The organism is Mycobacterium sp. RTGN4, from assembly GCF_033804635.1.
GTDB lineage: Bacteria > Actinomycetota > Actinomycetes > Mycobacteriales > Mycobacteriaceae > Mycobacterium.
The window spans coordinates 245,930-270,913 of the sequence record NZ_JAPZLB010000009.1 but is presented as its reverse complement, the minus strand read 5'-3'; the positions used below and the strand labels follow the sequence as shown (position 1 = coordinate 270,913).

Annotated in this window: 26 protein-coding genes and 1 pseudogene; 10 read left to right on the top strand and 17 right to left on the bottom strand. The window is 66.6% G+C overall.

The features are described 5' to 3' along the window. Positions 1–67: 67 nt before the first annotated feature. The 7 genes from SLQ30_RS21105 to SLQ30_RS21075 form a co-directional block, all read right to left on the bottom strand. Positions 68–892, bottom strand: a complete 825-nt coding sequence (locus SLQ30_RS21105; protein ID WP_319448045.1) for an enoyl-CoA hydratase/isomerase family protein — start codon at positions 890–892, stop codon at positions 68–70. A gap of 16 nt (positions 893–908) precedes the next feature. Next, on the bottom strand, positions 909–1,757 hold the full coding sequence (locus SLQ30_RS21100; protein ID WP_319448046.1) for a hypothetical protein: 849 nt from the start codon (positions 1,755–1,757) through the stop codon (positions 909–911). 42 nt (positions 1,758–1,799) lie between these two features. After that, complete coding sequence (gene ppk2 / locus SLQ30_RS21095) at positions 1,800–2,663, bottom strand: polyphosphate kinase 2 (protein ID WP_319448047.1); 864 nt, start codon at positions 2,661–2,663, stop codon at positions 1,800–1,802. 75 nt (positions 2,664–2,738) lie between these two features. Next, on the bottom strand, positions 2,739–3,017 hold the full coding sequence (locus SLQ30_RS21090) for a cytochrome C oxidase subunit IV family protein (RefSeq protein WP_319448048.1): 279 nt from the start codon (positions 3,015–3,017) through the stop codon (positions 2,739–2,741). Between the two features lie 3 nt (positions 3,018–3,020). Continuing rightward, positions 3,021–3,632 carry a cytochrome c oxidase subunit 3 family protein gene (locus tag SLQ30_RS21085; RefSeq protein ID WP_319448049.1) on the bottom strand — a complete coding sequence of 204 codons (612 nt, stop codon included), beginning with the start codon at positions 3,630–3,632 and terminating at the stop codon, positions 3,021–3,023. Continuing rightward, on the bottom strand, positions 3,629–4,408 hold the full coding sequence (locus SLQ30_RS21080) for a hypothetical protein (RefSeq protein ID WP_319448050.1): 780 nt from the start codon (positions 4,406–4,408) through the stop codon (positions 3,629–3,631). Before SLQ30_RS21080 ends, SLQ30_RS21085 begins: the two co-directional genes overlap by 4 nt. Continuing rightward, complete coding sequence (locus SLQ30_RS21075) at positions 4,405–5,151, bottom strand: hypothetical protein (protein ID WP_319448291.1); 747 nt, start codon at positions 5,149–5,151, stop codon at positions 4,405–4,407. Before SLQ30_RS21075 ends, SLQ30_RS21080 begins: the two co-directional genes overlap by 4 nt. Positions 5,152–5,322: 171 nt before the next feature. On the opposite strand from SLQ30_RS21075, the gene SLQ30_RS21070 reads away from it, so the two are divergent. Next, a complete protein-coding gene (locus SLQ30_RS21070) occupies positions 5,323–5,934 on the top strand; it encodes a TetR/AcrR family transcriptional regulator (RefSeq protein WP_319448051.1) in 612 nt (203 codons plus the stop codon). 1 nt (position 5,935) lies between these two features. Here the strand turns inward: SLQ30_RS21070 and SLQ30_RS21065 are convergent, their stop codons facing one another. The 3 genes from SLQ30_RS21065 to SLQ30_RS21055 are packed head-to-tail and all read right to left on the bottom strand — an operon-like array spanning position 5,936 to position 8,553. Further along, the gene (locus SLQ30_RS21065) at positions 5,936–7,450 is read right to left on the bottom strand and encodes an aldehyde dehydrogenase family protein (RefSeq protein ID WP_319448052.1); all 1,515 of its coding nucleotides are present in this window, start codon (positions 7,448–7,450) and stop codon (positions 5,936–5,938) included. 9 nt (positions 7,451–7,459) lie between these two features. Further along, complete coding sequence (locus SLQ30_RS21060) at positions 7,460–8,038, bottom strand: PA-phosphatase (protein WP_319448053.1); 579 nt, start codon at positions 8,036–8,038, stop codon at positions 7,460–7,462. Continuing rightward, on the bottom strand, positions 8,035–8,553 hold the full coding sequence (locus tag SLQ30_RS21055; RefSeq protein WP_319448054.1) for a mycothiol transferase: 519 nt from the start codon (positions 8,551–8,553) through the stop codon (positions 8,035–8,037). The genes SLQ30_RS21060 and SLQ30_RS21055 overlap by 4 nt, the downstream gene beginning before the upstream one ends. Positions 8,554–8,620: 67 nt before the next feature. On the opposite strand from SLQ30_RS21055, the gene SLQ30_RS21050 reads away from it, so the two are divergent. Together SLQ30_RS21050 and SLQ30_RS21045 are read left to right on the top strand one after the other, a co-directional pair. Continuing rightward, entirely contained in the window at positions 8,621–8,926 is a 306-nt protein-coding gene (locus SLQ30_RS21050; RefSeq protein WP_319448055.1) for a metalloregulator ArsR/SmtB family transcription factor, read from the top strand. Positions 8,927–8,928: 2 nt separating this feature from the next. Beyond that, positions 8,929–9,420, top strand: a complete 492-nt coding sequence (locus tag SLQ30_RS21045) for an SRPBCC domain-containing protein (RefSeq protein ID WP_319448292.1) — start codon at positions 8,929–8,931, stop codon at positions 9,418–9,420. 98 nt (positions 9,421–9,518) lie between these two features. On the opposite strand, the pseudogene SLQ30_RS21040 reads toward SLQ30_RS21045, so the two are convergent. After that, a pseudogene (locus SLQ30_RS21040) lies at positions 9,519–9,887 on the bottom strand (VOC family protein); the annotation flags it as partial. Between the two features lie 46 nt (positions 9,888–9,933). Between SLQ30_RS21040 and SLQ30_RS21035 the strand changes: the two are divergent. After that, positions 9,934–11,691, top strand: coding sequence for an N-acyl-D-amino-acid deacylase family protein (locus SLQ30_RS21035; protein WP_319448056.1), 1,758 nt, complete (start codon positions 9,934–9,936; stop codon positions 11,689–11,691). Next, positions 11,688–12,245: a carboxymuconolactone decarboxylase family protein gene (locus tag SLQ30_RS21030; RefSeq protein WP_319448057.1), complete on the top strand. Its 558-nt coding sequence runs from the start codon at positions 11,688–11,690 to the stop codon at positions 12,243–12,245. The genes SLQ30_RS21035 and SLQ30_RS21030 overlap by 4 nt, the downstream gene beginning before the upstream one ends. Here the strand turns inward: SLQ30_RS21030 and SLQ30_RS21025 are convergent. Continuing rightward, positions 12,234–13,049, bottom strand: coding sequence for an SDR family oxidoreductase (locus SLQ30_RS21025; RefSeq protein WP_319448058.1), 816 nt, complete (start codon positions 13,047–13,049; stop codon positions 12,234–12,236). The two genes, SLQ30_RS21030 and SLQ30_RS21025, sit on opposite strands and share 12 nt — an antisense overlap. A gap of 68 nt (positions 13,050–13,117) precedes the next feature. On the opposite strand from SLQ30_RS21025, the gene SLQ30_RS21020 reads away from it, so the two are divergent. From SLQ30_RS21020 to SLQ30_RS21010, 3 genes are all read left to right on the top strand, one after another. Beyond that, positions 13,118–14,356, top strand: a complete 1,239-nt coding sequence (locus SLQ30_RS21020; RefSeq protein WP_319448059.1) for a threonine/serine exporter family protein — start codon at positions 13,118–13,120, stop codon at positions 14,354–14,356. A 10-nt stretch (positions 14,357–14,366) separates the two neighbouring features. Further along, entirely contained in the window at positions 14,367–14,738 is a 372-nt protein-coding gene (locus SLQ30_RS21015) for a pyridoxamine 5'-phosphate oxidase family protein (protein ID WP_319448060.1), read from the top strand. Between the two features lie 71 nt (positions 14,739–14,809). After that, entirely contained in the window at positions 14,810–16,132 is a 1,323-nt protein-coding gene (locus tag SLQ30_RS21010; RefSeq protein ID WP_413468109.1) for an MFS transporter, read from the top strand. 20 nt (positions 16,133–16,152) lie between these two features. Here the strand turns inward: SLQ30_RS21010 and SLQ30_RS21005 are convergent, their stop codons facing one another. The 3 genes from SLQ30_RS21005 to SLQ30_RS20995 form a co-directional block, all read right to left on the bottom strand. After that, on the bottom strand, positions 16,153–17,331 hold the full coding sequence (locus tag SLQ30_RS21005) for a hypothetical protein (RefSeq protein WP_319448061.1): 1,179 nt from the start codon (positions 17,329–17,331) through the stop codon (positions 16,153–16,155). A gap of 216 nt (positions 17,332–17,547) precedes the next feature. Further along, on the bottom strand, positions 17,548–19,173 hold the full coding sequence (groL, locus tag SLQ30_RS21000; RefSeq protein WP_319448062.1) for a chaperonin GroEL: 1,626 nt from the start codon (positions 19,171–19,173) through the stop codon (positions 17,548–17,550). 230 nt (positions 19,174–19,403) lie between these two features. Further along, positions 19,404–19,964: a helix-turn-helix domain-containing protein gene (locus tag SLQ30_RS20995; protein ID WP_319448063.1), complete on the bottom strand. Its 561-nt coding sequence runs from the start codon at positions 19,962–19,964 to the stop codon at positions 19,404–19,406. A gap of 93 nt (positions 19,965–20,057) precedes the next feature. Between SLQ30_RS20995 and SLQ30_RS20990 the strand changes: the two genes are divergently transcribed. Both SLQ30_RS20990 and SLQ30_RS20985 read left to right on the top strand, forming a co-directional pair. After that, a complete protein-coding gene (locus tag SLQ30_RS20990; protein ID WP_319448064.1) occupies positions 20,058–20,963 on the top strand; it encodes an SDR family NAD(P)-dependent oxidoreductase in 906 nt (301 codons plus the stop codon). Between the two features lie 23 nt (positions 20,964–20,986). After that, positions 20,987–21,481, top strand: coding sequence for a cupin domain-containing protein (locus SLQ30_RS20985; RefSeq protein ID WP_319448065.1), 495 nt, complete (start codon positions 20,987–20,989; stop codon positions 21,479–21,481). On the opposite strand, the gene SLQ30_RS20980 is transcribed toward SLQ30_RS20985, so the two are convergent. Both SLQ30_RS20980 and SLQ30_RS20975 read right to left on the bottom strand, forming a co-directional pair. Beyond that, positions 21,453–23,990, bottom strand: coding sequence for an excinuclease ABC subunit UvrA (locus SLQ30_RS20980; RefSeq protein ID WP_319448066.1), 2,538 nt, complete (start codon positions 23,988–23,990; stop codon positions 21,453–21,455). The genes SLQ30_RS20985 and SLQ30_RS20980 overlap by 29 nt on opposite strands. 43 nt (positions 23,991–24,033) lie before the next feature. Then, complete coding sequence (locus SLQ30_RS20975; RefSeq protein ID WP_319448067.1) at positions 24,034–24,828, bottom strand: polysaccharide deacetylase family protein; 795 nt, start codon at positions 24,826–24,828, stop codon at positions 24,034–24,036. Positions 24,829–24,984 lie beyond the last annotated feature (156 nt).

Genomic DNA, 24,984 nt, shown 5'->3' with positions numbered 1-24,984 from the left:
AGCTGACCTTTACACCCAACAGCGATAATGGCAAGGTCAGCTCCAATGAGCGTGGACGTGCAGGCCGCTAGCGACCTTCAGTCATGCTCCGGACAGTCTGCTGGAACGCCCCCGTCGTGAAGCAGTTCGGTTCGGCGAACTCCTCCATCGTGATCGTGGTGTCCCACGTCGCATCGGCCGCCTGGCGCAGAAGCGGTTTGGCCATGGCGATGGCATGCGGCGGCATCGCGCCGATCCGGTCGCACCATGCATCGGCGGCCTTCATCAGGTCCTCGGGTGCGACGACTTCCTGCACCAGCCCGATGTCGAGCGCGCGACGGGCCGTCAGCGGAGCCCCGCCCGCGAAGAACGCGAACGCACCCTGATAGCCCAGCCGCCGGGTCAGCGCCCACGACGTGCCGACCTCCGGCACCAGCCCGAGCCGGCCGAACGCGGGCACGATCAACGCATCCTCGGACGCCAGGATCACGTCGCAAGTCAGGGCCCAGGCCAGCCCGACTCCGGCCGCGGGCCCGTTGATGGCGGCGATGAACGCGGTGTCGCTGCGGGCAATCAGCCGTGCGACGCCGCCGAATTCGTACCGGATCCAACGCCAGATGTCGGTGGCGCCCTCGGCGTCGCCGAGATGTTCCTCGGCCGCAAGCATCATCTTCAGGTCACCGCCTGCGCTGAAACCGCGGCCCGCACCGGTCAGCACCACGGTGCGGATGGCTGGATCCGCCGCGAGTTCGGTCAGCGCCGCCTTAGCCTGCCTGACCAACGGCGCGCTCAGCACGTTCAGGCGCTCGGGTTCGTTGAGCATGACTACCGCGCTGTGCTCGCGGCGGCTGACCTCGACGAATCGCTCCGTCGCACCGTCGCCCTCGCTCAGCAAGTCTTGATAGATACTCACACGCCCTCCTCGAAAACTAAGCGCCCCTTCGCATTCCACCTGCTACTGCGAAGACAACTCCGAGCACGACCAGCGCGCCGCCGACGGCCAGCGTCAGATTCAGCCACATGTGCATGCTGCCGATCGCGTGGTCGACCATGGCCGTCGCGAGCTGACGTACGTCGGCGTTGGTGCCGTTGAGCAGGTCGTCGACCCGGCCGCGGGCCATTTCGATCCCGGCCCACCCGGCCGCCGCGACAAGTAGCGCGGAAACTCCCAGTGCGCCAAGCGCTTTACCGCGACTCCGGGCCGTCGCGAGGGTCAGCAGCGCGAGCACGCCTGTCAGGATCGCGGAGCCCACGCTCACCCACGGCCCCCACGTGGCCGCCTGTCGCAGCTGCCCCGGCCGCAAAGAATCGGACACGTGCTCGGTGAGTGGCAGCTCCAACGTCTTGGGAGCCGTGATGCCGTAATCCTGAAGCGTCTGCTGAAACGAACTGTCGGACAACATCGGCGAGAGGTCGAGCTCCCAGCGCCCGGAAGCGTCGGACTGCGCGACGGCGTCGGTGAAAAGCCACCGGTGCACCAGCTGGTTGGCCAACGCGAACTGCCCGGGAAACGCCGAACTGCTCGTATACGATCGCGCCGCTGCGCCGAGCAGGTTCGGGGTGACGTCGTAGCCGCTGCGGCCCGCCAACTGCACCAGCTGCGTAGTCAGTACCTCTGCCATCGCCGACTGCACGTTCGGATCCTTGGCCGCCGACGTCGCGAGCTGGCTGTAGCCAGCTCCATCGACCGCGTTGTGCTGGGCCCACGTCGCAGGGATCGCGACCAACAGGGCCGCCGTCGTCAGCACCCACAGCAGAAGGGTCGCCATGAACCGCACGGGCGCCACCTCCTGTCCGGACAGGCGCCCGAGCTACCCGAATCAATCGGTCAGTGCGCGCCCCACGATGAGGGGGTCGGCTACCCCGACCACCTCGCGGTCCTTGTTGTCGTAGTCGAACTTACCGAGTACGTATCGCATGGCGTTGATGCGGGCGCGCTTCTTGTCGTTGCTCTTGACCACCGTCCACGGCGCGACGTCGGTGTCGGTGAGCTCGAACATGGCTTCCTTGGCCGCGGTGTAGGCCTCCCACTTGTCCAGCGACGCGAGGTCCGTCGGCGAGAGCTTCCACTGGCGCACCGGGTCGACCTGGCGAATGGTGAAGCGCGTGCGCTGCTCGGCCTGCGTCACCGAGAACCACAGCTTGGTCAGGCTGATGCCGTCGTTGACCAGCATCTGTTCGAAAAGCGGCGCCTGGCTGATGAACTCGGCATGCTGCTCGGGCGTGCAGTACCCCATCACCCGCTCGACCCCGGCCCGGTTGTACCAGGACCGGTCGAACAGCACGATTTCGCCAGCGGCGGGCAGGTGCGTGACGTAGCGCTGGAAGTACCACTGGGTGCGTTCGCGGTCGGTGGGCTTCTCCAGCGCGACGACGCGGGCGCCACGCGGATTGAGATGCTCCATGAACCGCTTGATGGTGCCGCCCTTGCCCGCTGCGTCACGACCCTCGAACACCACGACGTGGCGCAGTCCGTTGGTCTGGCTCCACACCTGCAGCTTCAGCAGTTCGATCTGAAGTAGCCGCTTCTGCTCCTCGTAGTCGTGTCGCGACATGCGCTCTTCGTACGGGTAGCCCTCGCGCCACGTGTCGACGTCGGCCCCGCTGGGGTGGTGTACCAGCACGGGGTCGTCATCGTCGTCGTCGCGGACGGAGTAGTGCTCAGTTCCTTCAAGCAGGGTCACCGGCAGAAGATATCGACCCACGCATAAGCGAGGGTGACGGGCAGATGAACGGCAGGTAGCGCGGACTGGGTGTGACTACAGCGCGACGAAGTAGAACCTCAGGAGCAGCGCGAAGAGCGCGACCAACCACGCACTCGTGGTCACCCGCAACCACAGTGCCGAGGTTCGCACCTCCATGAAGTGCCAGATCACCAGATGTGTCTTCACCACCGCGATCAGCAGCACGACGACGGTGACGGTCGCGTTGACGACGTGTGCGGAGCCACCGTCTCTGGCGGTCAGCCACGACACGACGGTGATGAGTGTGAGCACTGCCCACACGACTGTCAGCGGGTTGCGGATATAGGTGACCACGGACTACCTCATCAAGTAGAGCAGCGCGAACAGAATGAGCCAAAGGATGTCGACCATGTGCCAATAGGTGGCACCGGTTTCCACGAACGAGATGTTGGGTTTCGCCGATCCGCGCAGATTGCGGATGACGAAGCAGAGGATCACCAAACCGAGCAAGACGTGACACAGGTGCAGGCCCGTCATCACGAAGTAGTACATGAAGAACAGGTTCGTGCCAGGGGTGACGCCAGCGGTGATCTCGGGGACGTACTCGAACAGCTTCAGCAGCGGGAACGCCGCACCGCAGGCCACCGCAATTGCGAAGAGCCGCACACCATCCGCCGTCTTGCCGGCGCGTGCAGCCGACGTGCCGAGCGCGACGAAGAGCGAACTGGTGAGCAGCACGATCGTGTTGATCGCGCCGATGTCCAGGTTCAGCCGAGCCTGACTCTGCAGGAACAGTTCGTGGTCCTGCCCGCGGTAGTACATGTAGGCGACGAAGTACACGCCGAAGATGAGCAGGTCGCCGATGACGAAGAACCACATGCTGGATTCACCGGGAATGTGACCGCGCACCTTCGCATCTCGCGTCTTCTCCCCGACGCTCGCCAGTGGCCCCTCGGCGACGTCGGTCATGCGCTCGCCCGCAGTCTGGGGCCGCGCGATGCGGAATCGCCATCGAGCCAGGCGTTCTCGAGTTCATCGTCGGGCTGGTTCTTGATAGCCCGGTAGATGCAGACGTAGACGATCATCTGCCAAGACACGTAGAGCACCATCGCGAACCAGAACGTCATCAGCCCGTTCCACGCGAATGGCCCGGACTTCGAGATCCATACCGGCGCGGCCATCAGTTCGGTGACGTACTGCCAGACGGTGTAGTAGCCAAGCCATTTCGGGAGGATGTTGTTCTTGTCGAGAATGATGGCCAGCCCGAAGGCCATCCACATGACGCAGAAGCAGCCCAGCGAGCCGATGTACGCCAGATATCCGAAGTCGTAGAGCATCGCCAGAATCGACGGATCGTATCCGGAGCGGAACGCGCCGAGGCCGAAGCAGAACATCGGAAACAACATGCCGACGATCGCGCCGGTCATCGAACCCACCATCACCGAGTACCGGAACACCGGAGAAACCGACATGCGCTTGATCTGGATGAGGTAGACGGCGTTCGACAGCGGCGCCAGGCCGAACGAGACAGTCAGGATTGCGCACGCGATGAGCAGATTGTGGGACTGCATGAAGTCGACGATCTGCGACTCCGAACTGCTCGGCGATCGCGGCGGCATCATCCAACTCAGGGGCACGAACACGATTCCGAATAAGTTGAAGAAGAACGGAACGGTCCAGAAGGCAATCCACTGATCGAGTTTGCGGTTCCTGCGCCACCGCGCCGTTGCGATGCCGTCGGTCATACAAGCACCGCCTGCTCTTCTCCTTGACGATTGACGATGCGCAGCAGCACCAGGAACATCACCACGAGGTAGCTCCCAAGCACCACGATTCGGAGCGTGAACGACACGCTGCCGTCCCATGCCAGCGGGCCAGTCTTGAACAGAATCGAGAACGCGCCGGGAACCAGGAGTACGGCGCAGGCGACGTTGAAGTGCGCCACCCAGCGCGGAAATATGGGGTCGGGTCGCTCGTCGAGATAGATGCTGACCGCGAGGCAGAGGTTCTGCACCACGATGGTGCCGACCGGAGCGATGAAGAAGAACCACGCCATGTCGTTCAGCAGACTGATCAGCTGCGGATCGCGGTCGGGCCTGAAAGCGGCTACCCCCCAGCAGTAATCAGCGAGGATGAACGCAGTCGTGCCAGCTCCGACGCAGACGATGTAGGCGTAGGTGAAGACGCTGCTCGACGTTCCGGTGCGGGACATCTGTACGGCGGTGACGGCGAACAGGGGAACGAGCGACCCGGCGATCAGATTGCAGAGGATCACGACGCCGAGAATCCCCGTGTTGTAGTCCCTGAAGAACGCCGCGACCTCAACAGGCGTCAACGTCGGCGACAGCGGCGGTGACATGACCGGAAACAGAAGGTAGGCGAGCGCGAACAACACCATGGCCGGCGGCGCCGTCCACAAGAGGATCCGTTGACCCCTGGTGTTGATCGACACACGCCTGTCTCGGCTTTGTGATTGCGTCGCCACCATATGAGTCCTCTCGAGTTCGTCATCCCGCGTTGTGACAGGTCTAGCACGCTCACTGACAGATGACAATGAAATTGCGGCGGCTGCGCAGTCATTGTTCGCCATACAGTCGCAATTCTGACCAGTTTCGATGACAAACGTCAGCGATCTCCTTCCCTGATGCACAATGGTCACGTGCGAGACGGTGTGATCGGGCGGGAGGCTCAGCGACGTCAAACACGCGCCCGCGTGCTCGACGCGGCCATCGTGGAGTTCCAACGATCCGGTGCCGGCTCGGCCGATATCAACGCCATCGCCGAGTCTGCGGGCGTCTCCCGGAGCACGTTCTACTTCCACTTCCCGACGAAGGACCACGTGCTCCTCGAGCTGATTCGCCGCGACGAGAGCCGACTCGGCGAGGAACTCAGTCGTTTCCTCGAATCGCCCCACGACCTGCAGGCGGTGCTGGAAGAAATCATCAGGCTCGTCGTGGCACTCGAAAAGCAATGGGGCGCTGGGCTATTCCGCGATGTCATCGGGCTCTACTTCTCGCCGACCAGGCTGGGCGAAGAACAGTGGTCCCAGCACCCGACGTACGTCCTGCTCGCCGCTGAGATCGAGCGCGCGCGACATCGCGGCGAGCTCTACGACGACGTCGACTCACTCCAGAGCGCTGCGTTCTTCCTCGTCGGTCTTCATGCTCTGCTCATGACGAACAGGGAGTTGAGCGCCGAACGCGAGGACGTGCTCAGGAAGTTCGTCACGAGCACGCTCCGCAGCGTGCAACCATCAGAGTTGCCCGGATGACCTACTTCGCGGCGCGCTTGGGGCGGGCCAGCGCCAGCTTGGTCATCATCGTGTTCATCCGCTTCATCGCCTTGAGCGAATTGTTGTAGTAGTTGCCACCCGCGCCGACGCTGGTGCGGGGCGCGACGACCGCCTCCTGACGACAGAACTTCCGCAGCCCGTCGGCACCGCCGAACCGTGCCCCGATGCCTGAGGTCTTCCAGCCGCCCATCGGAGCGGTGGTGCACATCAAGTTGGAGATGACGTCGTTGATGTTGACCGCACCGCAATCGAGTTCCACGGCAACGTCTTTCGCCCTTTCAATGTCCTTGGAGAACACCGACGCGCTCAGCCCGTACGGGCTGTCGTTGGCCAGCCGCACCGCCTCGGCCACCGAGGCCACCTTCATGATGGGCAGCGTCGGACCGAAGGTCTCCTCCGTCATGGCTGACATCGAGTGGTCGACATCGACGAGCACCGTCGGCGGGTAGAAGCTGCCAGGCCCGGCCGGACGCTCACCGCCGGTGAGCACCTTGGCGCCCTTCGCAACGGCGTCGGCGACGTGGCGCTCGGTGACGGCCACCTGGCTGTCATCGATCTGCGCGCCGAAGTCATAGCCTTCGCCGGCACCCATCTTCAGGTTCTTGACGTCGCGCACCACAGCGTCGACGAACGCGTCGTACACGGATTCCAGCACGTACACCCGCTCGACCGACACGCACGTCTGGCCGGCGTTGAACATCGCGCCCCACACCGCGGCGTGGGCGGCCAACTCGACGTCGGCGTCCTCGAGCACGATCATCGGATCCTTGCCGCCGAGTTCCAGGCTGATCGGGGTCAGCCTGCGTGCGGCCCGCTCCATGACCTTCGCGCCCGTCGCGCTGGATCCGGTGAACTGGATGTAGTCGGCGTTGTCGACGACGGCCTCGACAGCCGGGCGCGCACCCTGGACGATCGCCATCACCTCGGGCGCGCCCGAGTCGATCCAGCCACGCAGCAACAGTTCGGCCGTGAGCGGCGTCCGCTCAGACGGCTTGAGCAGCACGGCGCACCCGGCGGCCAGCGCAGCGAGGCCGTCCATCAGCAGATTGGCGACCGGGTAGTTCCACGGCGCGATGATGGCCACGACCGGGCGGGGCCGGTAGTACACGGTGACCTTCTTGATCGCCAGGAACGGCAGCGCTGCGGGCCGGGACTCCGGCGCCAGCGCCTTCTCCATGGTCTTGATGTAGTACGAGGCGATCATGATGAGCAGCGGCACTTCCTGAGCGGCGTCGGTCGCCGACTTGCCGGTCTCCTTGATCAGCAGCGCCTCGATCTCGTCGCGGTGCTCGCCCATCCATACTGCGAAGCGCGCCAACACCTTCGCGCGCCCCGCGGCGCCGCGGGCCTCCCACTCCCGCTGCGCCTGGCGCAGTCCTGCCGCGATCCGAGGCACGTCGGCGGGTTCCGTCCAGCGCACCGTGCCTGCGACGCCTCCGGTTGCGGGATTGCTGATGCTTGCGGTCGACGCGTCCACTTCGTGCGTAGCTGTCATACACCCATGCTAACCATCGATGTGACGTGGGTCGCAGCGGGGTTGACACCTGTCAAGTTCGACGGCGCGCGCGGCCACACACACGATGGCCGTGCCTAGCAGCAGCGCACCAACCGTGTCGGTGAAGTAGTGGTACGTCGCGCCTTGGCCGATCATGCCGAGCAGGCAGTACACGGCCGCAGCAGCGAGTGCCCACAGCCCGGCCCCGACGACCAGCAACACCATGCCCACCACGACGACCATCACGGTCGTGTGACCGCTTGGGTAGGCAAGCGACCCCGAGGCCGCGCCCTTTTCACGTCCGAACAGCCGCTTCAGCGATTGTTCGAGTACGAGCGCCACCACGGGCGAAACGACGATCGCGGCCACCAGCCGCCACCGCCGCCGGTAGGCCGCCACGGCCAGCACCGCCAGCCATATCAGCACCAAGACCCGAGGGTCGGTGAACACCAGCAGCCATTGCGCGGGACCATGGCGCAACTGCTGAAACCACCGGTCGATACCTATCGGGCCACTGCGGACCGCCCAACCGAGAATGAGCATGGCTGCGAAACCGATCGGCGGCCAGATGCGAACCGCCGTCGTCAACCGGCGATCCCCCGGACGTAGGCCGCCTGGCCCAGGTGCTGGGCACAGTCATCGATGATGCTGACCAGCCGAGCGCTGGCCGTCACCGGCGGTGTCCAACGCCTGTCCACGATGCGCGCCAACTCTGCTGGCGTCACCGAGGCGATGTACTCCAGCGTGACCTTGTGCACCGCGCGGTAGTACGCGGCCAGCAACTCGGCAGGCGCGCGGACCTTGCCGACGTCTTCCGGGGTGTGGCCATAGCCATGGGAGTCGCGCGGCAAGTCCAACGCGAAGCGGTCCACCCAACCGTCGCGCAGCCAGATCTGTTCCTCGCCCGCGACGTCGCACAGCTGAAAGTCCTGCACCCGCGCGCTGTGCCAGACGAGCCACGCGATGCTGTTGGCGTCCGGCGTCGGGCGATGGAACGAGACCTCGTCGGTGAGCCCGTCGGTGATGTCTTCGGCGTGTTCGATCAACCGGGTGAAGGAGTCGCGGAGAAACTCGCGGACGGCATCGGAGTCGGAGTCAGCCATGACGCTGACGCTACCCGCTGCCTTCATATGCCTTGACATTCATATGAAGGTGTAGTCGTATGGAGGGGTGGACGCGTTCACCGTGATCGCCGACCCGACCCGGCGTCGCATCATCGATACCCTGCGGACCGGCGCCGCCGACGTGAGCACACTCGTTGTACACCTTGATATTTCACAATCGCTGGTGTCAAAGCATCTCGCGGTGCTTCGTGACGCAGGCACGGTGGACGTCGCGGTGGACGGCAAGCGTCGCGTCTACCGATTGGCCGACGATCCCTTGCCCGCGGTACTGGCATGGGTCACGCCGTACCACCGCAAGTGGTCGATGAGCCTGGACCGGCTGGGCGACCTGATCGACGAGGAGCAATCGTGACAATGGATGCGACACTGAAAAGCCGTGACGGCGCTTGGGTTTTGACGCTCGAGCGCGACTTCCCCCACCCGCCCGAGGTGGTGTGGCCGTGGCTGACCGATCCCGCCCGGCTGGCCCGCTGGTCGCCGATCGTGCCGGATCTGCCGTTCGACGCCGCGGGCGCGCGACAGGTGCGCGAGCATCCTGGCGACGACCCGATCGACGGCGAGGTCATCTCGGTCGAACCGCAGCGGGAACTGGTGCACCGCTGGGGCGACGACGTGATTCGGTGGCGGGTGGTACCGACGGCCTCCGGTTGTCGATTGACGTTGGAGCAGACTATGCGGCAACGGGATCCAGCCGCCATGAACGCCGCCGGTTGGGACGTCTGTCTGACCGTACTGGACGAGGCGCTCGACGGCGCCGACACTCCACGGGCCACCGGACCCGCCGCGCTCGAGCGGGGTTGGGCAGCGTTGCGCGACGAGTACGCCGAAGCGCTCGGTTCCGTCTAGCCCTTCGGAGCGCCTCCGTCGCCGTCGGTCGGCGCCGGAGCGCCTCCGTCGCCGTCGGTCGGCGCCGGAGCGCCTCCGTCGCCGTCGGTCGGCGCCGGAGCGCCTCCGTGGAACACCGCCTCGACATTGTTGCCGTCCGGATCGCGGACGAAGGCGCCGAAGTAGCCGGGGTGATACTCGGGCCAGATGCGCGGTGCGTGCAACGACTCGACACCGTGATTCATCGCGGCGTCGTAGAAGGCCTTCACCTCGTCGGTGTCCGCGGCCTGGAAGGCGAAGTGGATCGGCTCGAGCGGACCCCTGTCGTTCGCATCCTCCAGCCAGAAGTCCGGCTTGCCGTTGCGGCCGTACCCGATGGCAGGCCCGACATCCATCTGCCTGGTGTAGCCCAGCGCGCCGAGCACGTCGTCGTAGAACGCCTTGGACTTGCCATAGTCGGCACAGATGATTCCAAAGTGATCGATCATGGGCTCATCCTGGCATGTACCCAGGAGGCGGTCGTACATTCGATTGATGGCATACGAGCTGATCATCCGCAACGGCACCATCGTCGACGGACTTGGCGGTGAACCGTACGTCGGCGACGTCGCAATCGCCGACGGCGTCATCACCGCGGTCGGGACCGTCGAGGGGTCCGCCGCCCGCGAACTCGATGCGACCGGGCTGCTCGTCACCCCCGGCTTCGTCGATCTCCACACCCACTACGACGGTCAGGCCATCTGGTCGGACCGCATGACGCCCTCGTCGGCGCACGGTGTCACCACCGCGGTGATGGGCAACTGCGGTGTCGGGTTCGCGCCATGCCGCGCCGAGGACCACGGCGTGCTGGTCGACGTAATGGCCGGTGTCGAAGACATTCCCGGCGTCGTCATGGTCGACGGGTTGCCGTGGTCGTGGGAGACGTTCCCCGAATTCCTCGACACGCTGGAGGCCGGTCGGCGCGACATTGACGTGGCGGCGTTCCTTCCGCACTCGCCGCTGCGCGTGTACGTGATGGGCCAGCGCGGGGTGGACCGCGACCAGGCCACCCCGGAGGACCTGGCCATGATGCGCAAGTTGGCGGCCGAGGCCATATCCGTTGGCGCGCTGGGCTTCGCGTCGTCGCGGCTGACCATCCACAAGACCGAGAGCGGTCAGCCCATCCCGAGCTACGACGCCGCCCAGGCCGAACTCGAGGCCATCGCCCGTGGCGTCGACGATGCGGGCGGTGGACTCATCCAGTTCGTCCCCGATCTGTTGGCGACAGACTACGAACAGGCGCTGCAAACGGTGTTCGACGTGGCCACCGACGTCGGACTGCCTGTCACGTTCACGCTGGCAATCGGAAACGCCGGTCCGCCATTGCATCTGGACGCGCTGCGCATGGTGGAAAAGGCCAACGACAACGGCGGCGAGATCAGCGCGCAGATCTTCCCTCGCCCCATCGGACTGGTCATCGGGCTTGAGCTGTCCGGCAACCCGTTCGTCACGTATCCGAGCTACCAGGAACTCGCCCATCTGCCACTGGAGGAGCGCGTCGCCGAGATGCGCAAACCAGAAGTGCGCCAACGCATCCTGACCGACAAGCCGGGCAGTCAGGGGCATCCACTGATGTTCGCGTCGCAGGCATGGGACTACATGTATCCACTCGGCGATCCACCGAACTACGAACCGTCACCCGCCGACAGCATCGGAGCCAGGGCGCGAGCCCGCGGCGTCGACCCGCTCGAGGAGGCCTATGACCGCTGCCTCGACGACGACGGCCACGCCATGCTGCTCGTCACGCTGGCCAACTTCCGCGACAACTCGCTGGACACCGTGGCCGAGTTGCTCCGCCGCGACGACGTCGTACTCGGGCTCGGCGACGGCGGTGCGCACTACGGAATGATCTGCGATGCAAGCTTTCCCACGTTCCTGCTCGCACACTGGGCCCGCGACCGGGCGTCGGGGCGATTCACCGTGGCCGAGGTGGTGCGCGAACTGACCTCGGTACCGGCCAGGGTGGCCGGCCTTGCCGACCGCGGGCGCATCGCCGTCGGGTACAAGGCCGACCTGAACGTCATCGACCACGCCGCGGTGAAGGTGCACCGCCCCGTCATCGCGCACGACCTGCCCGCCGGCGGCCGCCGCCTCGACCAGGGCGCCGACGGCTACGTCGCGACCATCGTCTCCGGCGAGGTCATCGCCGAGCACGGCGTGCCGACCGATGCCCGCCCCGGCAAGCTGGTGCGCGGCCGCCAACCCGCCCCCGGCGGGCAGGAGCGCAGCGACCGGGGAATCGATCGAGCGTGAGCAGGGTCGCGCCGCTCGCTCCCCCGTGGAGCGAGGAAGACACGGCCGGCATCAACAGCTGGGGCCACCCCGACCGCACCTATGAGCCGTTGCTGCTAGTGCGTTGCCTACAAAGGCATCCGGCGCTGGCCGCGAAGCTGCGCAAGCTGGGTGAGGCCCTGTACGTCGACACGCGTCTTCCGCCGCGGGCGCGCACCATCGCGATCCTGCGAATCTGCGCATTGGTGGGCTGCGCTTACGAGTGGGGCGGGCAGGCCGCTTTCTGGGGACCCATCGCGGGGGTCGGCGACGACGAGTGCGATGCCCTTGTCACGGGAGCCGAGGTGGCGTGGAGCGACGACGAACGCACGCTGATCGCGGCCGTCGACGAGCTCGAGCGCACCGGCAGTTGGACGGCAGAGACGTGGAATGCCTTGGGCGACAGCCTCGATGACGAGCAGCGCATGGAGCTACTCATCGCCGTCGGTTGGTACAGGACGATCTGCTCGCTGTGCAACGGGCTCGACCTTCCGGTCGAGGGCTGGATGCGGGCGTGGCCCGGGTCAGCTCACTGAGTTGCGCAGCGCCGGATGCTGTTTGGCTAGCAGGGGCAACAGGAACCGGTTCGGAATCAGGCTGAATAGCCGGGTGCTGACCTGATTCGGTAGCCCTGGGATGACGCTGCCGCGGTCGTGTTCGAGCGCGTCGATGCCCGTCTTGGCGACCTCGCGCGACGGCTCCCACATGAACTTGGGGAACGCGTCGGCGAACGCCCTCTCGTCCACACCGGCAACCTCCAGGAACTCGGTACGTACCGGACCCGGGTGCAGCGTCGCGAGCGTCACCCCGGTTCCGGCGAGTTCCGCGCGCAGTCCGTCGGTGTACGTGCGGACGAAGGCCTTGGTGCCTGCGTAGCCGGCTTGGCCAGGGAACGGCTGGAACCCAGCGGTGGATCCGACGTTGAGGATCGCGCCGCGACCGCGGGGCACCATCTGCTGAACCGCACGCGTCGTCAGGTCGATGACCGCTTCGACGTTGACGCGCACCTGGGCGATTTCGGCGTCGACCGTGGAGTCCACCACCGGCCCGACGGTGCCGATGCCTGCGTTGTTCACCAGCACGTCGACGGCGAGCCCGCGCCGCTCGACTTCGTCGAACAGGTTGGCCCTGGCCTGGGGATCGGCGACGTCGCAGCCGATGACCTCGACGCGAACGTTCTTGAGTTCGGCGGCGAGGTCCTTGAGTCGGTCCTCGCGGCGCGCGACGAGCGTGACGCCGTGGCCTCGGGAGGCGAGTTCACGGGCCAGGTCGGCACCGATGCCCGACGAGGCTCCGGTGACGACGGCGGTGGTGGTCGGCGTGGGCGTGGGAAGCGGCATCTTCACACCAACGTAGCGCGCACTCGTCCCCATTCCGCAAGCTCCGGCACAGCTGCCAGAATCTCCCCATGTCCGACGAGCGAGCGGCACGCTACGACACCTTGCTGGCGGCGGCCGCGCTGCTGTACGCCAACGGTCAGTCCACCCAGATGACGCAGACCGCGGTCGAGCGGCTCAACCGCGGGATGGGGCTGGACGCCGTGGTGGTCCCGTCCTGGTCGATGTTGACGCTCACCGCGGCCGGGTCCCGTAACACCGTGCTGACCGCCGCGGTGTCGCCGACCGTCATCAACATGCGTCGGGTCGCACGCATGATGTCGGTGGTCGATCGGGCTCAGGACGGCCCGCTGAATCCGGACGACGTGGCGCGCGGGGTCGCCGAGGCTGAGGCCCAATCATTCTCTGGTATCGCCCCTTTCGCGCTCGCGTGCGCGACGGGGGCCGCGGCGTTATCCATCATCTATGGAGCGAGCCATCCGCTTGTGATCCTTCTGGCGGCGGTTGCCGCGGCAGCCGGCGGGCTGCTGCGGCGGTGGCTGGGCGCCGTGGGCGCGGGACCGTTGGTGCAGGTCTTCGTGGCCGCTGCGCTCGCAGGAGCCGTCGGCGCGGCGGCCGCACACCTGCAGCTGGGCACCTCCGCCGCCATCGTCGCGATCTGTCCGGCGATGGTGCTTGTGCCCGGTCCGCACATCCTCAACGGAGCACTGGATCTGTTGGACCTGCGGGTGACGCTTGGGCTGGCGCGGCTGGCCTTCGGGATGATGCTGCTCACCGCCATCGCAGCCGGGCTGATCCTGGGACTGCACGCGGGCGGTCAGATGCTTGCGGTGACGGCGTCATCCAGTCCGGTACCGCTGGTGGTCGATGTGCTGGCCGCAGGCGTGGCGGCGGCTTCCTATCCGGTCTACTTCTCGATGCCATGGCGGATGATCGGCTGGCCGGTCGGCGCAGGCATGCTGGCCCACGCCGTGCACTGGTATGCCCTCCACATAGGAGCCAACCCGGCGGTCGCGGCGTTCGTGTCATGTCTACTGGTCGGGGTGCTGCTGGTACCGATCTCCCATCGCATGCGAATCCCGTTCGCGGGCATCGGATTCGCCGCGGTCGTCGCGCTGGTGCCAGGGGTGTTCGTGTTCCGCACGCTTGCCGGCTTCGTCGAGTTCGCCAGCCACCCGTCCGCGCAGCTATTCAGCGCCGCCTCGGCCGACCTGATCGGCGCGGCCGTCATCGTCACCGGAATGGCACTGGGCCTGGCACTGCCGATGCACGTCTACGCGGACGTCTTGGCTCGGCGCGACCGGCCGTAGGCTCAAGCCCATGAGCGTGAAGGTGAACCTCGAGCACTTGGCTGATGCGCTGAGCGACTTCACGTTTGCCTACCTGATCACGGTCGGCGACGACTACCGCGCCCACACCGTCGCGGTCGACACGGCGCTATCCGACGGCACGTTCCACATCGGGGGCGTCGGCCGATCCACTGGCAAGAACGCGGCCGCCCATCCCGACGTCACGCTCGTCTGGCCACCACGCGAACCAGGCGGCTACACGCTGATCGTCGACGGCCGCGGCGAGTGCGGTGATGCCGGACTGACCGTCGCGCCGATTCGTGCCGTGTTGCACCGACCGGCAGCACCCGGTCTCCCGACGGCATCGGGCTGCGGCGACGATTGCGTACCCATCGGCGACTGACGACGCCTCGTTGCGATCATCACGCGCCCAACTCTGGGATCGCGGGCTTACCTGTGTCCTTACTGGACGACGTGACCGTGACCAACGCGGCCGTCGACCTCGGCGACCCCGCTCCCCCTATTTCGCCTCAGGCTCGGACAGCGCTGTGGGCCAGCCTGGTCGGCACCACCATCGAGTGGTACGACTTCTTTCTCTACGCCACCGCCGCCAGCCTGGTGTTCAACAAGGCCTTCTTCCCCGACCAGACGACGTTCGTGGGCACGCTGCTGTCGTTCGCCACCTTCGCGGTCGGCTTCCTGGTGCGACCCATCGGCGGCTTCGTCTTCGGCCACATCGGAGACCGCATCGGGCGCAAGCGAACGTTGGCGCTGACCATGTTCCTGATGGGCGGGGCGACCGCGCTCATGGGTTTGCTACCCACTGCCTCACAGATCGGCGTGTTGGCCCCAATCCTGTTGTTGCTGTTGCGAATCGTGCAGGGCTTCGCGCTCGGTGGCGAGTGGGCAGGTGCAGTCCTGCTCGCGGTCGAACACGGCCCGCCACGTCGGCGCGGTCTGTTCGGCAGTGTCCCGCAGATCGGACTCGCCATCGGATTGGCCCTCGGCACCGGAGTCTTCGCCCTGCTTCAGTACGTGCTTCCCGATGAGGCCTTTTTGACCTACGGGTGGCGGATCGCCTTCCTGCTCAGCATCTTGCTGGTGATCTTCGGTGTCGTGGTTCGGTCGCGCGCCACCGAAACCCCCGCGTTTGAAAAAGTTCGCGACAGCGACGACCGCGCCGCGGTGCCGGTGAAGGAAGTCTTCAAACCGCCGGCCCTGCGGTCGACGGTGCTCGGCATGTTGTCGCGGTGGGGCGAGGGGGCGGCGTTCAACACATGGGGCGTCTTCGCCATTTCCTATGCGACGGCCACCCTGAAACTGGACAAGATTCCGGTGCTGGTGTCCGTCACCGTCGCGGCCCTGCTGATGGCGGTGTTGATCCCGGTGTCGGGCCTGCTGACCGACCGGTTCGGCCCGAAGCGCGTGTACGCCGTGGGTATTGCCGCCTACGGCCTCGCCGTGTTCCCGGTCTTCGCCCTCTTCGGAACCAAGAACATCTGGCTATACGCGTTGGCCCTGCTCGTGGTGTTCGGCGTCATCCATGCGCTGTTCTACGGAGCGGAAGGGACGCTGTACGCGGCGCTGTATCCCGCGCGGATCCGCTACACGGGGCTGTCGACCGTCTATCAACTGTCGGGTGTCTACGCGTCCGGCCTGACACCACTGATTCTCACCGCGCTCATCGGTGTGGCCGGTGGCACGCCGTGGCTCGCCTGCGGCTACCTGGTGGCGACCGCGGCCATCGCCGTCACCGCCACACTGCTGCTGAAACCGACGCCGCTGCAGGATCTGTAGCGGCCTCACCAGGCTCCTGATTACGCGGCCGCGCCCGAGGGCTTGGCGCTTTCGGCCTTGGCCGGCTTGGTGTGGCGGCCCCCGCTCAACGCGCGGGTGACGCGATCCTTGATCGACTCGGTCTTGCGGTGCTTGGCCTTGCTTGGCCCAACGTTGGCGTCGGCATTCTTGTCGTCGGACTTCGCTCGCGTGTTGAAAGTTGGCTTCTCGACCGGCTTCGTCGACTTCGGGGCCGCATCTTCGCCAAACGCAGTCGACGTCCCCGTCGGCAAGTTGGCGGGTGGGTTCTGCGCCGCGGACGGCTTCACCGGCTTCGGGAGCACCGACAGGACCCCGTTGGTCGCCTCGTCGATGGCTGTGCGAATCTCGTTGGCCAGGACGACTTTTGGATTCGTGGACTGACCGATCGGCTTGGGCAGCCAGGTGAGTGGGTCCACGGCGTTGTCGAGCAGTTGACCGAACAATCCGACCTTGGCGTCCGGAGAAAGCAGGCCGTAGACCAGATTGCTGGCCAGCCCGGGAACCTGGTCCGGCGTCGCAACCGCCGACTCGAGCGTGGCCTCCACGTTCGCAGGCAGATAGCCGAGGTAGTTCACGGTGTTCCAGGCCATGTACAGCGGTGCGCGCGCCGCGAGTTGGCCTGCGACGACGGTGCCGCCGAGCACCGTGTCGTTCATGACGTCCTGTACCGCGTCGTATCCGGGCAGCGGATCGGGGAGTTGGCCGAGCACGCTGTTGAACGCATCCGCGAACGCCAGCCTCGCCTCGTTGACCAGGCCGGGCTCGGTGGCGCTCGGGCCAAGCGGATACGGGAACAGGGTCGCGAGCACGGCGAAGGCCTGCTCGGTCTCCCACGGATAGGCGGCGATCGGCGGCCCCACAGCGGGATTCACGAAGCGCTGCACCAGATAGCTCAACACGTTGGGGGCCAGCTCCGGGTGCTGCGCCACGGCCAGCACGGCCAGCGTCGCCTCGAACGGCAGCGAGACCGCCGCGTCGACGTGGATGCCGACCATGCTGGACAGGAACCCGACGCCGTCGCCGAGCCCGTACAGCGCGTCGGTGACCGCCGATGCGTTCGCGACGTCCACGCTGATCGTCGGATGCTCGGGCATGCCCACGACCGCGACTGCTGACACCACCCCGGCAGCCATCAACGCCGTCGCGAACCTGGCCTGCGGACGTACCTGAGCACTCATGGGACCCCCTCGATGGTGGTGCGCGGTGCGCCACAGGTGGAGTATGTCAACAATGGATGACTTAGGTCAACACCTGGCGACATCACCGGAGTCCGCGACTGTGAACTTGACGACGGATATCGCTCGGTAGCGTCGCCAGATTCCCTTTCGGCGGGATGGCGACACGAAAAAGCCCGGCCCCCAAGGGGACCGGGCTCTTCCGTACAGAGCTTGGACTTAGAAGTCCATGCCGCCCATGCCACCGGTCGGGTCGCCCGCGGGTGCGGACGCCTTCTCCGGCTTGTCGGCGACGACGGCCTCGGTGGTGAGGAACAGCGCCGCGATGGACGCCGCGTTCTGCAGCGCCGAACGGGTGACCTTGACGGGGTCGGCGACGCCGGCCTTCAGCAGGTCCTCGTACTCACCGGTCGCGGCGTTCAGGCCGTGACCCGCAGGAAGGTTGGACACCTTCTCTGCGACGACACCCGGCTCCAGGCCGCCGTTGAAGGCGATCTGCTTGAGCGGGGCCGACAGTGCGACGCGCACGATGTTCGCGCCGGTCGCCTCGTCACCGACGAGCTCAAGCTCATCCAGCGACGGTGCGGCCTGCAGCAGCGCCACGCCGCCACCGGCGACGATGCCCTCTTCGACGGCGGCCTTCGCGTTGCGAACGGCGTCCTCGATGCGGTGCTTGCGCTCCTTGAGCTCCACCTCGGTGGCTGCTCCGGCCTTGATCACCGCAACACCGCCGGCCAGCTTGGCCAGGCGCTCCTGCAGCTTCTCGCGGTCGTAGTCGGAGTCGCTGTTCTCGATCTCGGCGCGGATCTGGGCCACGCGACCGGCGATGGCATCGGAGTCGCCCGAGCCCTCGACGATGGTGGTCTCATCCTTGGTGATGACGACCTTGCGAGCGGTGCCGAGCAGCGAGACGTCCGCGGTCTCCAGCGAGAGGCCGACCTCTTCGCTGATGACCTGGCCACCGGTCAGGATCGCGATGTCCTGCAGCATGGCCTTGCGGCGGTCACCGAAGCCCGGGGCCTTGACGGCGACGGACTTGAAGGTGCCACGGATCTTGTTGACCACCAGGGTGGAAAGGGCTTCGCCCTCGACGTCCTCGGCGATGATCAGGAGCGGCTTGCCGGACTGGATGATCTTCTCCAGCAGCGGAAGCAGATCCTTGACGGTCGACACCTTGGAGCTGACCAGCAGGATGTACGGATCCTCGAGGACCGCTTCCTGACGCTCGGCGTCGGTGACGAAGTAGCCCGAGATGTAGCCCTTGTCGAAGCGCATGCCCTCGGTGAGCTCCAGCTGAAGCCCGAAGGTGTTGGACTCCTCGACGGTGATGACACCCTCGTTGCCGACCTTGTCCAGTGCCTCGGCGATCAGATCGCCGATCGACTGGTCACCGGCCGAAATCCCTGCGGTAGCAGCGATCTGCTCCTTGGTCTCGACCTCCTTGGCGGAAGCAAGCAGCGTCTCGGTGATCTTCTCGACGGCCTTCTCGATGCCGCGCTTCAGACCGAGCGGGTTGGCGCCTGCCGCGACGTTGCGCAGACCCTCGCGCACGAGTGCCTGAGCGAGCACGGTGGCGGTGGTGGTGCCATCGCCCGCGACGTCGTCAGTCTTCTTGGCGACTTCCTTGACCAGCTCTGCGCCGATCTTCTCGTAGGGGTCCTCCAGCTCGATCTCCTTGGCGATGGAAACACCATCGTTGGTGATCGTGGGGGCGCCCCACTTCTTCTCCAGAACGACGTTGCGGCCCTTGGGTCCCAACGTCACCTTTACCGCGTCGGCGAGGGCGTTGAGCCCCCGCTCGAGGCCGCGACGGGCCTCTTCGTCATACGCAATTGTTTTGGCCATTGCGAAGTGATTCCTCCGAATTAGGGGATCGCACGTTTGTTGGTCGGGTTCAGTGCCCGCGACGGACGGCTGTGGGTGTGCTCCCGCAGGTGCGGCCCCAGCCTCACCGGCCCGACCTAGCACTCACCGATCGCGAGTGCCAATGTCATTTTTAGCACTCGACCAGGGCGAGTGCAAGGTAACGGCGGACGAACATTGCTGCTCTCGGCACCGCGCCAGGGCCGAACGGCCTACGACATCGTCCGCAGGCCGTCGACGATGACGCAGGCGACCCGGTCGGCGACGGCGTCTCCGTGCTCCTGAGTCGACTTACAGACCATCAGCAGCGCCTTCAATTCGGCGGCCCCCACGTCGGTCCGAACCGTGCCCGCGCGTTGCGCCGCTGCCAGCAGTTCGTCGAGCACTTCGAGGAACGCCGCTTCCGCACCGGGGGCCGCGGCATTGAAGTCGACGCCGTAGCCCTCCAGCGCGTCGGCAATGCCATGGTCGGCAGCAGCAGTCCGGACCAGTTCTCGGAGGAACTCGAAGAGCGCCGACCCCGGGTCGCGCGCCAACAACGACTCGGCCGTTTCGACGATGCTGCGCACCCGCTCTTCGATGACCGCCTTGAAGAGCGCCTCCTTGGTGGGGAAGTGCCGGTAGATGGTGCCAGGGCCGACGCCGGCCCGGCGCGCGATCTCGTCGATCGGCACCGCGAGCCCCTCCGCCGCGAATGTCTCGTAGGCGACCGCGAGCAGCCGGGCCCGATTGCGGGCCGCGTCGGCTCGCAGCGGGCGCGCAGTTTCGGTCACTTTCCGTCCTCCGGTTGACAAAGCGGAGCGTGCGTTCCGTATAGTCTAATCAAACGGAGTGCGCGTTCCGAATCCATCGTACTAAGGAGCAACATGCCCATCTCCAAAACCGGCTGGAACTTCGCAGACATGCCCGATCAGAGTGGGCGTACCGCCGTCGTCACCGGTGCGAATACCGGGCTGGGTTACGAAACCGCGACCGCGCTCGCCGCCCGCGGAGCGCGGGTCGTGCTGGCCGTGCGCAACCTCGACAAGGGCAAGGCCGCCGCGGACCTGATCGTCAGGGCGCATCCGGGCGCCGACGTCTCGGTTCAAAAACTCGACCTCTCGTCGCTGGCGTCGGTCGAGGACGCCGCCCAGGCACTTCGGTCAGGCCTCGACCAACTCGACCTGCTGATCAACAACGCCGGCGTCATGATGACCCCGAAGTCGACCACGAAGGACGGTTTCGAGCTCCAGTTCGGGACCAATCACCTTGGCCACTTCGCGTTCACCGGCCGACTGCTCGACCTGTTGCTCGCGACTCCGCTGTCTCGAGTGGTGACCGTCAGCAGCATGGGCCACCGAGCGGGCCGCATCCGGTTCGACGACCTGCAGTCCGAGCGCCGCTACGGGCGGGCCGCGGCGTACGGGCAGTCGAAGCTCGCCAATCTGCTCTTCACCTACGAGCTTCAGCGGAGGTTGAACGGCACCGACACGATCGCAGTCGCCGCTCATCCCGGCGGCTCTGCCTCCGAACTGTCCCGCAGTCTGCCCAACGTGGTGCGGGTGGCCTTCCAGCAGATCGAGCAGAGCACCGAAATGGGCGCGTTGCCGACGCTGCGCGCCGCCACCGACCCCAACGTGTCGGGTGGCGAGTACTACGGCCCCGGCGGTTTCGCGGAAATGCGCGGCTACCCCGAGGTCGTCGCATCGAACGGCAGGTCGCATGACAGCGACGTCGCGCGCAGGTTGTGGGCGGTTTCCGAGGAGCTCACCGGAGTGATGATCCCGGTCTGAGCCCGACGGTATTCTCGACGGCAATGTCACTAGTCGTTCCGCCGTATCCGCCGCAGCGCTTCACCAACGAACAGCCGGAGGTCGGCGCGACGCTGCGCCGCGCCGATGAACCGCCGGACTACGACTCGTTCGGGTTGGTGCAATATCACTACCTCGCGAACCAGCAGAAGACCGACGGCGACTACGGCCTCTACCGCGTCGACCTCGCACCACAGGCAGGCGGACCAGGGCCGCATTTCCACCGCGCGATGTCAGAGGCGTTCTTCGTGTTGTCGGGGTCGATGAAGCTCTACGACGGCACCGACTGGCTCGACGGGCACCAAGGCGACTTCCTCTACGTCCCGCCGGGTGGCATCCACGGCTTCCGCAACGAGGCCGACGAACCGGCGTCCGTCCTGATGCTGTTCGCGCCCGGCGCGCCGCGGGAGCACTACTTCGAGGGGCTCGCCAAGCTCGGCGACCTGACCGACGACGAGCGCCGCGAATGGTTCATCGCGAACGACAACTACTTCGTTTGAGTTGCGCGGAAAGATAAGGCGCCGTGCGGCTTTCGCTTGACGCGGCGACCTGAGCCGGAGTGCCCGCTGCGACCACCCGCCCGCCCGCGTCGCCGGCACCCGGGCCAAGGTCGATCACCCAGTCGGTCCCTGCCACCACCCGCATGTCGTGCTCCGCGACCACCACGGTGTTGCCCGCGTCGACGAGGCGGTGCAACTGCCGGTCCAAGAGCTCCACGTCCGCGGGATGCAGGCCGGTGGTCGGCTCGTCGAGCACGTACAGCGTGTGCCCGCGCCGTGGCCGCTGAAGTTCGGAGGCCAGCTTGATCCGCTGCGCCTCGCCGCCGGATAGCTCGGTCGCCGGCTGGCCGAGCCGGAGATAGCCGAGCCCGACCTCCTGCAGCGTCGCCAGGCTCCGCGCGGCGCCGGTGACGTCTGCGAAGAACTCCGCGGCCGTGTCGACCGTCATCGCGAGCACGTCGGCAATCGTGTGGTCGCGGTAGCGCACCTCGAGCGTCGCCTCGTTGTAGCGGGCGCCGTGGCACGTCGGACACTTGCCGTAAGTGCCTGGGAGGAAAAGCAATTCGACGGATACGAAGCCCTCGCCCTGACAGGTGGGACATCTACCCTCGGCCACGTTGAACGAAAACCGACCGGCGGTCCAGCCACGCTTGCGGGCCGCAGGCGTGGCCGCGAAGACCTTCCGTACCGCGTCGAACAAGCCGGTGTACGTCGCGAGCGTCGAGCGCGGGGTACGACCGATCGGCTTCTGGTCCACCGCGACCAGACGATCGATCAGTTCGACTCCGTCGGCCGCGACTCCGATGCTGGCGTCGTGATCGAGGTCGACGATCTCGGCGTTCTGCTCGTCCTCGGTGGATTCGGGCTCCCCCACGTCGCCGCCGAGGGCACGGGTGACGACGTCGCCGAGCACCTTGTAGACCAACGTCGACTTGCCAGAGCCGGACACCCCGGTCACGGCGGTGTAGGCCCCAAGGGGCACCTCGACGTCGAGGCCCCTCAGATTGTGAAAGTTGATGCCGCGCAACGCAAGTGTGCCGATCGGCGGGCGCGGGTCCCTGGTCGGAGGTGGCGTTTCGTCGAACAGGTATCGGCGGGTGATCGAGGCGTCGACGTCGGCCAGCCCGGCCACCGGTCCGCTGTAGAGCACCTCGCCGCCGAGTTCACCCGCGCCAGGCCCCACGTCGACGATCCAGTCCGCGCGTCGCACTACGTCCATGTCGTGCTCGACGACGAACAGCGAGTTACCCGCCCGGCGCAGCCTGTCCAGCACGTCGAGTAGCGGCTCGGCGTCGGCGGGATGCAGGCCTGCCGACGGTTCGTCGAGCACGTACAGCACGCCGAACAGCCCCGCGCGCAGCTGAGTGGCCAGTCGCAGCCGTTGCAACTCCCCCGGCGAGACCGTCGGCGTGCGGCGGTTCAGGGCCAGGTAGCCCAGTCCCAGTTCGATCAGCACCTGGATGCGGGCCACCAGGTCGGCCGCGATCATCGTGGCCACCTCGGTCAGCTCACCCGAGGTGGTGCCCTCGAACGCGGCCTCGAATTCAGTGCGGGTGGCCGTGGGGCGCAGCACGTCGGCCATCTCGGCCAGCGGCAGCGTCACCAGCTCGGCGATGTTGCGGCCCGCAAAGGTGACCGCCAGCGCTTCGGGCCGTAGCCCCGAGCCGTCGCAGACCGGACAGGCCACGCTGTCGACGAACTTGAGCACCCGCCTGCGCATCATCGCGCTCTGCGAATTGGCGAGCGTGTGCCGGACGTGGCGCTCGGCACTGGAGAAGGTGCCGTTGTAGTAGTAGTCGGCGGTGACGTTGTGTCGGTCCGGATGGATCTCGACGGTGGGCTGCTCGTCGGTGAACAGGATCCAGTTGCGCTGCTTCTTCGAGAGCCGGTGCCACGGCTTGTCGATGTCGTAGCCGAGCGTGATGAGGATGTCGCGCAGGTTCTGCCCCTGCCACGCGCCGGGCCAGGCGGCGACGGCGCCCTCGCGGATGGTCAGCGTGGCGTCGGGTACCAGCGTCTGCTCGGTGACCCGGTGGATCCGGCCGAGGCCGTGGCACTCCGGGCAGGCGCCGATCGCCGTGTTCGGCGAGAACGAGTCGGAGTCCAGCCGCTCGGTGAAGCCCGTGGGGAACGTGCCCGCACGGGAGTAGAGCATCCGCAGCAGGTTCGACAGCGTCGTGACCGTGCCGACCGACGACCGCGACGACGCCGAGCCGCGCCGCTGCTGTAGTGCGACGGCGGGCGGCAACCCGGTGATGTCGTCGACCTTGGGTGCGCCCGTCGGCAGCAACAGTCGCCGGGCATACGGCGCGACCGATTCGAAGTAGCGGCGCTGCGCCTCGGCGTAGATCGTGCCGAACGCCAGCGACGACTTACCCGATCCCGAGATGCCGGTGAACGCGACCAACGCGTCGCGCGGAGCGGCTACGTCGACGGCGCGCAGGTTGTGCACCCGCGAGCCGAGCACCCGGACGAACGGGTCGTGCTCGTCAGCGGTGTCGGAGGGCATCCGACCATTCTGCGCGTGGCCGGCGACGACCCAGAGTGAACTGTCACTGCACGGATTGACCGGAAAGCCGCACGAACTGCCAGCCGGCCGCGCTCAGCGCCGGAATCGCGGCCGCCACCCCAGCGGCCGTCCCCGACGCCGGATGGTTCATGTGGGCCAACACGATCGACCCTGGCGCGGCGCCGGTGATCGCGGCTCCGACCTTGCCTGCCGGTGACGTCGCCCCGTTGTCGGCGTTGACCGAGAACCCGACGGGGGTCAGGCCAAGCTCGTGCACGATCTGCACACCGACGTCGTCGTAGTGCGCGGTGCCCGTCCGGTACCAGGACGGTGCGGTGCCGGTGAGTGCGGTGATGCGGTTCTGATTGGTCCACACCTCGGCGACGGCCTCGTCGGCGGACTTCGTGCCCGCAATCCCGTACGCGGACCGGCCCGTCACCGAAAGCGGCACGTGACGCGTGCCGTGGTTGCCGATGTCGAACAACGGGTTTGCGGCCAACTGTTCGACCCGCCCCGGGTTGGCGTCGATCCACCTCGAGCAGATGAACAGCACGGCCGGGGCGTTGTACCGCAGCAGTGTGCTCAGCAGCGTGTTGTCGCACGCGCCGCTGCACGCATCGAACGTCAACGCGAGTTGGCGGCCGGTCGGGGCAAACGTCGTGACGATGCCTGGCAGCGCCATGCCCCACTGGGTCGGCGCCCGACCGGCGTTGAGCGTCGCGATGGACCTGGGATCGACGCCGGTTGCGGCGGCGCCGACAGCCGGCCGGAGCGCACCGCTACCCAGCACGGCAGCGGTACCCGCCATTGCCGCGAGGAACGTCCGTCGGGTGGGCATTCGCGCACGGTAGGCCCCAAGCCTGGCCGCACCTTGGAAGTCAGGTGGCAAACCTCTGGACATCGGGCGGCGGCGACACGCCGGTGGCCGACACGCGCGGTCGACGCAGCGGGAACACGACACGAAATCCCATGTCCCCTCACATCATTAGCCCCG

What these genes read in the sequence shown, in the direction of transcription:
- SLQ30_RS21085 (WP_319448049.1), bottom strand. Translation starts at nt 3,632, where the DNA reads ATGACCGACGTCGCCGAGGGGCCACTGGCGAGCGTCGGGGAGAAGACG.
- SLQ30_RS21080 (WP_319448050.1), bottom strand. Translation starts at nt 4,408, where the DNA reads ATGACCGACGGCATCGCAACGGCGCGGTGGCGCAGGAACCGCAAACTC.
- SLQ30_RS21075 (WP_319448291.1), bottom strand. Translation starts at nt 5,151, where the DNA reads ATGGTGGCGACGCAATCACAAAGCCGAGACAGGCGTGTGTCGATCAAC.
- SLQ30_RS21065 (WP_319448052.1), bottom strand. Translation starts at nt 7,450, where the DNA reads ATGACAGCTACGCACGAAGTGGACGCGTCGACCGCAAGCATCAGCAAT.
- SLQ30_RS21055 (WP_319448054.1), bottom strand. Translation starts at nt 8,553, where the DNA reads ATGGCTGACTCCGACTCCGATGCCGTCCGCGAGTTTCTCCGCGACTCC.
- SLQ30_RS21045 (WP_319448292.1), top strand. Translation starts at nt 8,929, where the DNA reads ATGGATGCGACACTGAAAAGCCGTGACGGCGCTTGGGTTTTGACGCTC.
- SLQ30_RS21035 (WP_319448056.1), top strand. Translation starts at nt 9,934, where the DNA reads ATGGCATACGAGCTGATCATCCGCAACGGCACCATCGTCGACGGACTT.
- SLQ30_RS21025 (WP_319448058.1), bottom strand. Translation starts at nt 13,049, where the DNA reads ATGCCGCTTCCCACGCCCACGCCGACCACCACCGCCGTCGTCACCGGA.
- SLQ30_RS21020 (WP_319448059.1), top strand. Translation starts at nt 13,118, where the DNA reads ATGTCCGACGAGCGAGCGGCACGCTACGACACCTTGCTGGCGGCGGCC.
- SLQ30_RS21015 (WP_319448060.1), top strand. Translation starts at nt 14,367, where the DNA reads ATGAGCGTGAAGGTGAACCTCGAGCACTTGGCTGATGCGCTGAGCGAC.
- SLQ30_RS21005 (WP_319448061.1), bottom strand. Translation starts at nt 17,331, where the DNA reads ATGAGTGCTCAGGTACGTCCGCAGGCCAGGTTCGCGACGGCGTTGATG.
- groL (WP_319448062.1), bottom strand. Translation starts at nt 19,173, where the DNA reads ATGGCCAAAACAATTGCGTATGACGAAGAGGCCCGTCGCGGCCTCGAG.
- SLQ30_RS20990 (WP_319448064.1), top strand. Translation starts at nt 20,058, where the DNA reads ATGCCCATCTCCAAAACCGGCTGGAACTTCGCAGACATGCCCGATCAG.
- SLQ30_RS20985 (WP_319448065.1), top strand. Translation starts at nt 20,987, where the DNA reads ATGTCACTAGTCGTTCCGCCGTATCCGCCGCAGCGCTTCACCAACGAA.
- SLQ30_RS20980 (WP_319448066.1), bottom strand. Translation starts at nt 23,990, where the DNA reads ATGCCCTCCGACACCGCTGACGAGCACGACCCGTTCGTCCGGGTGCTC.
- SLQ30_RS20975 (WP_319448067.1), bottom strand. Translation starts at nt 24,828, where the DNA reads ATGCCCACCCGACGGACGTTCCTCGCGGCAATGGCGGGTACCGCTGCC.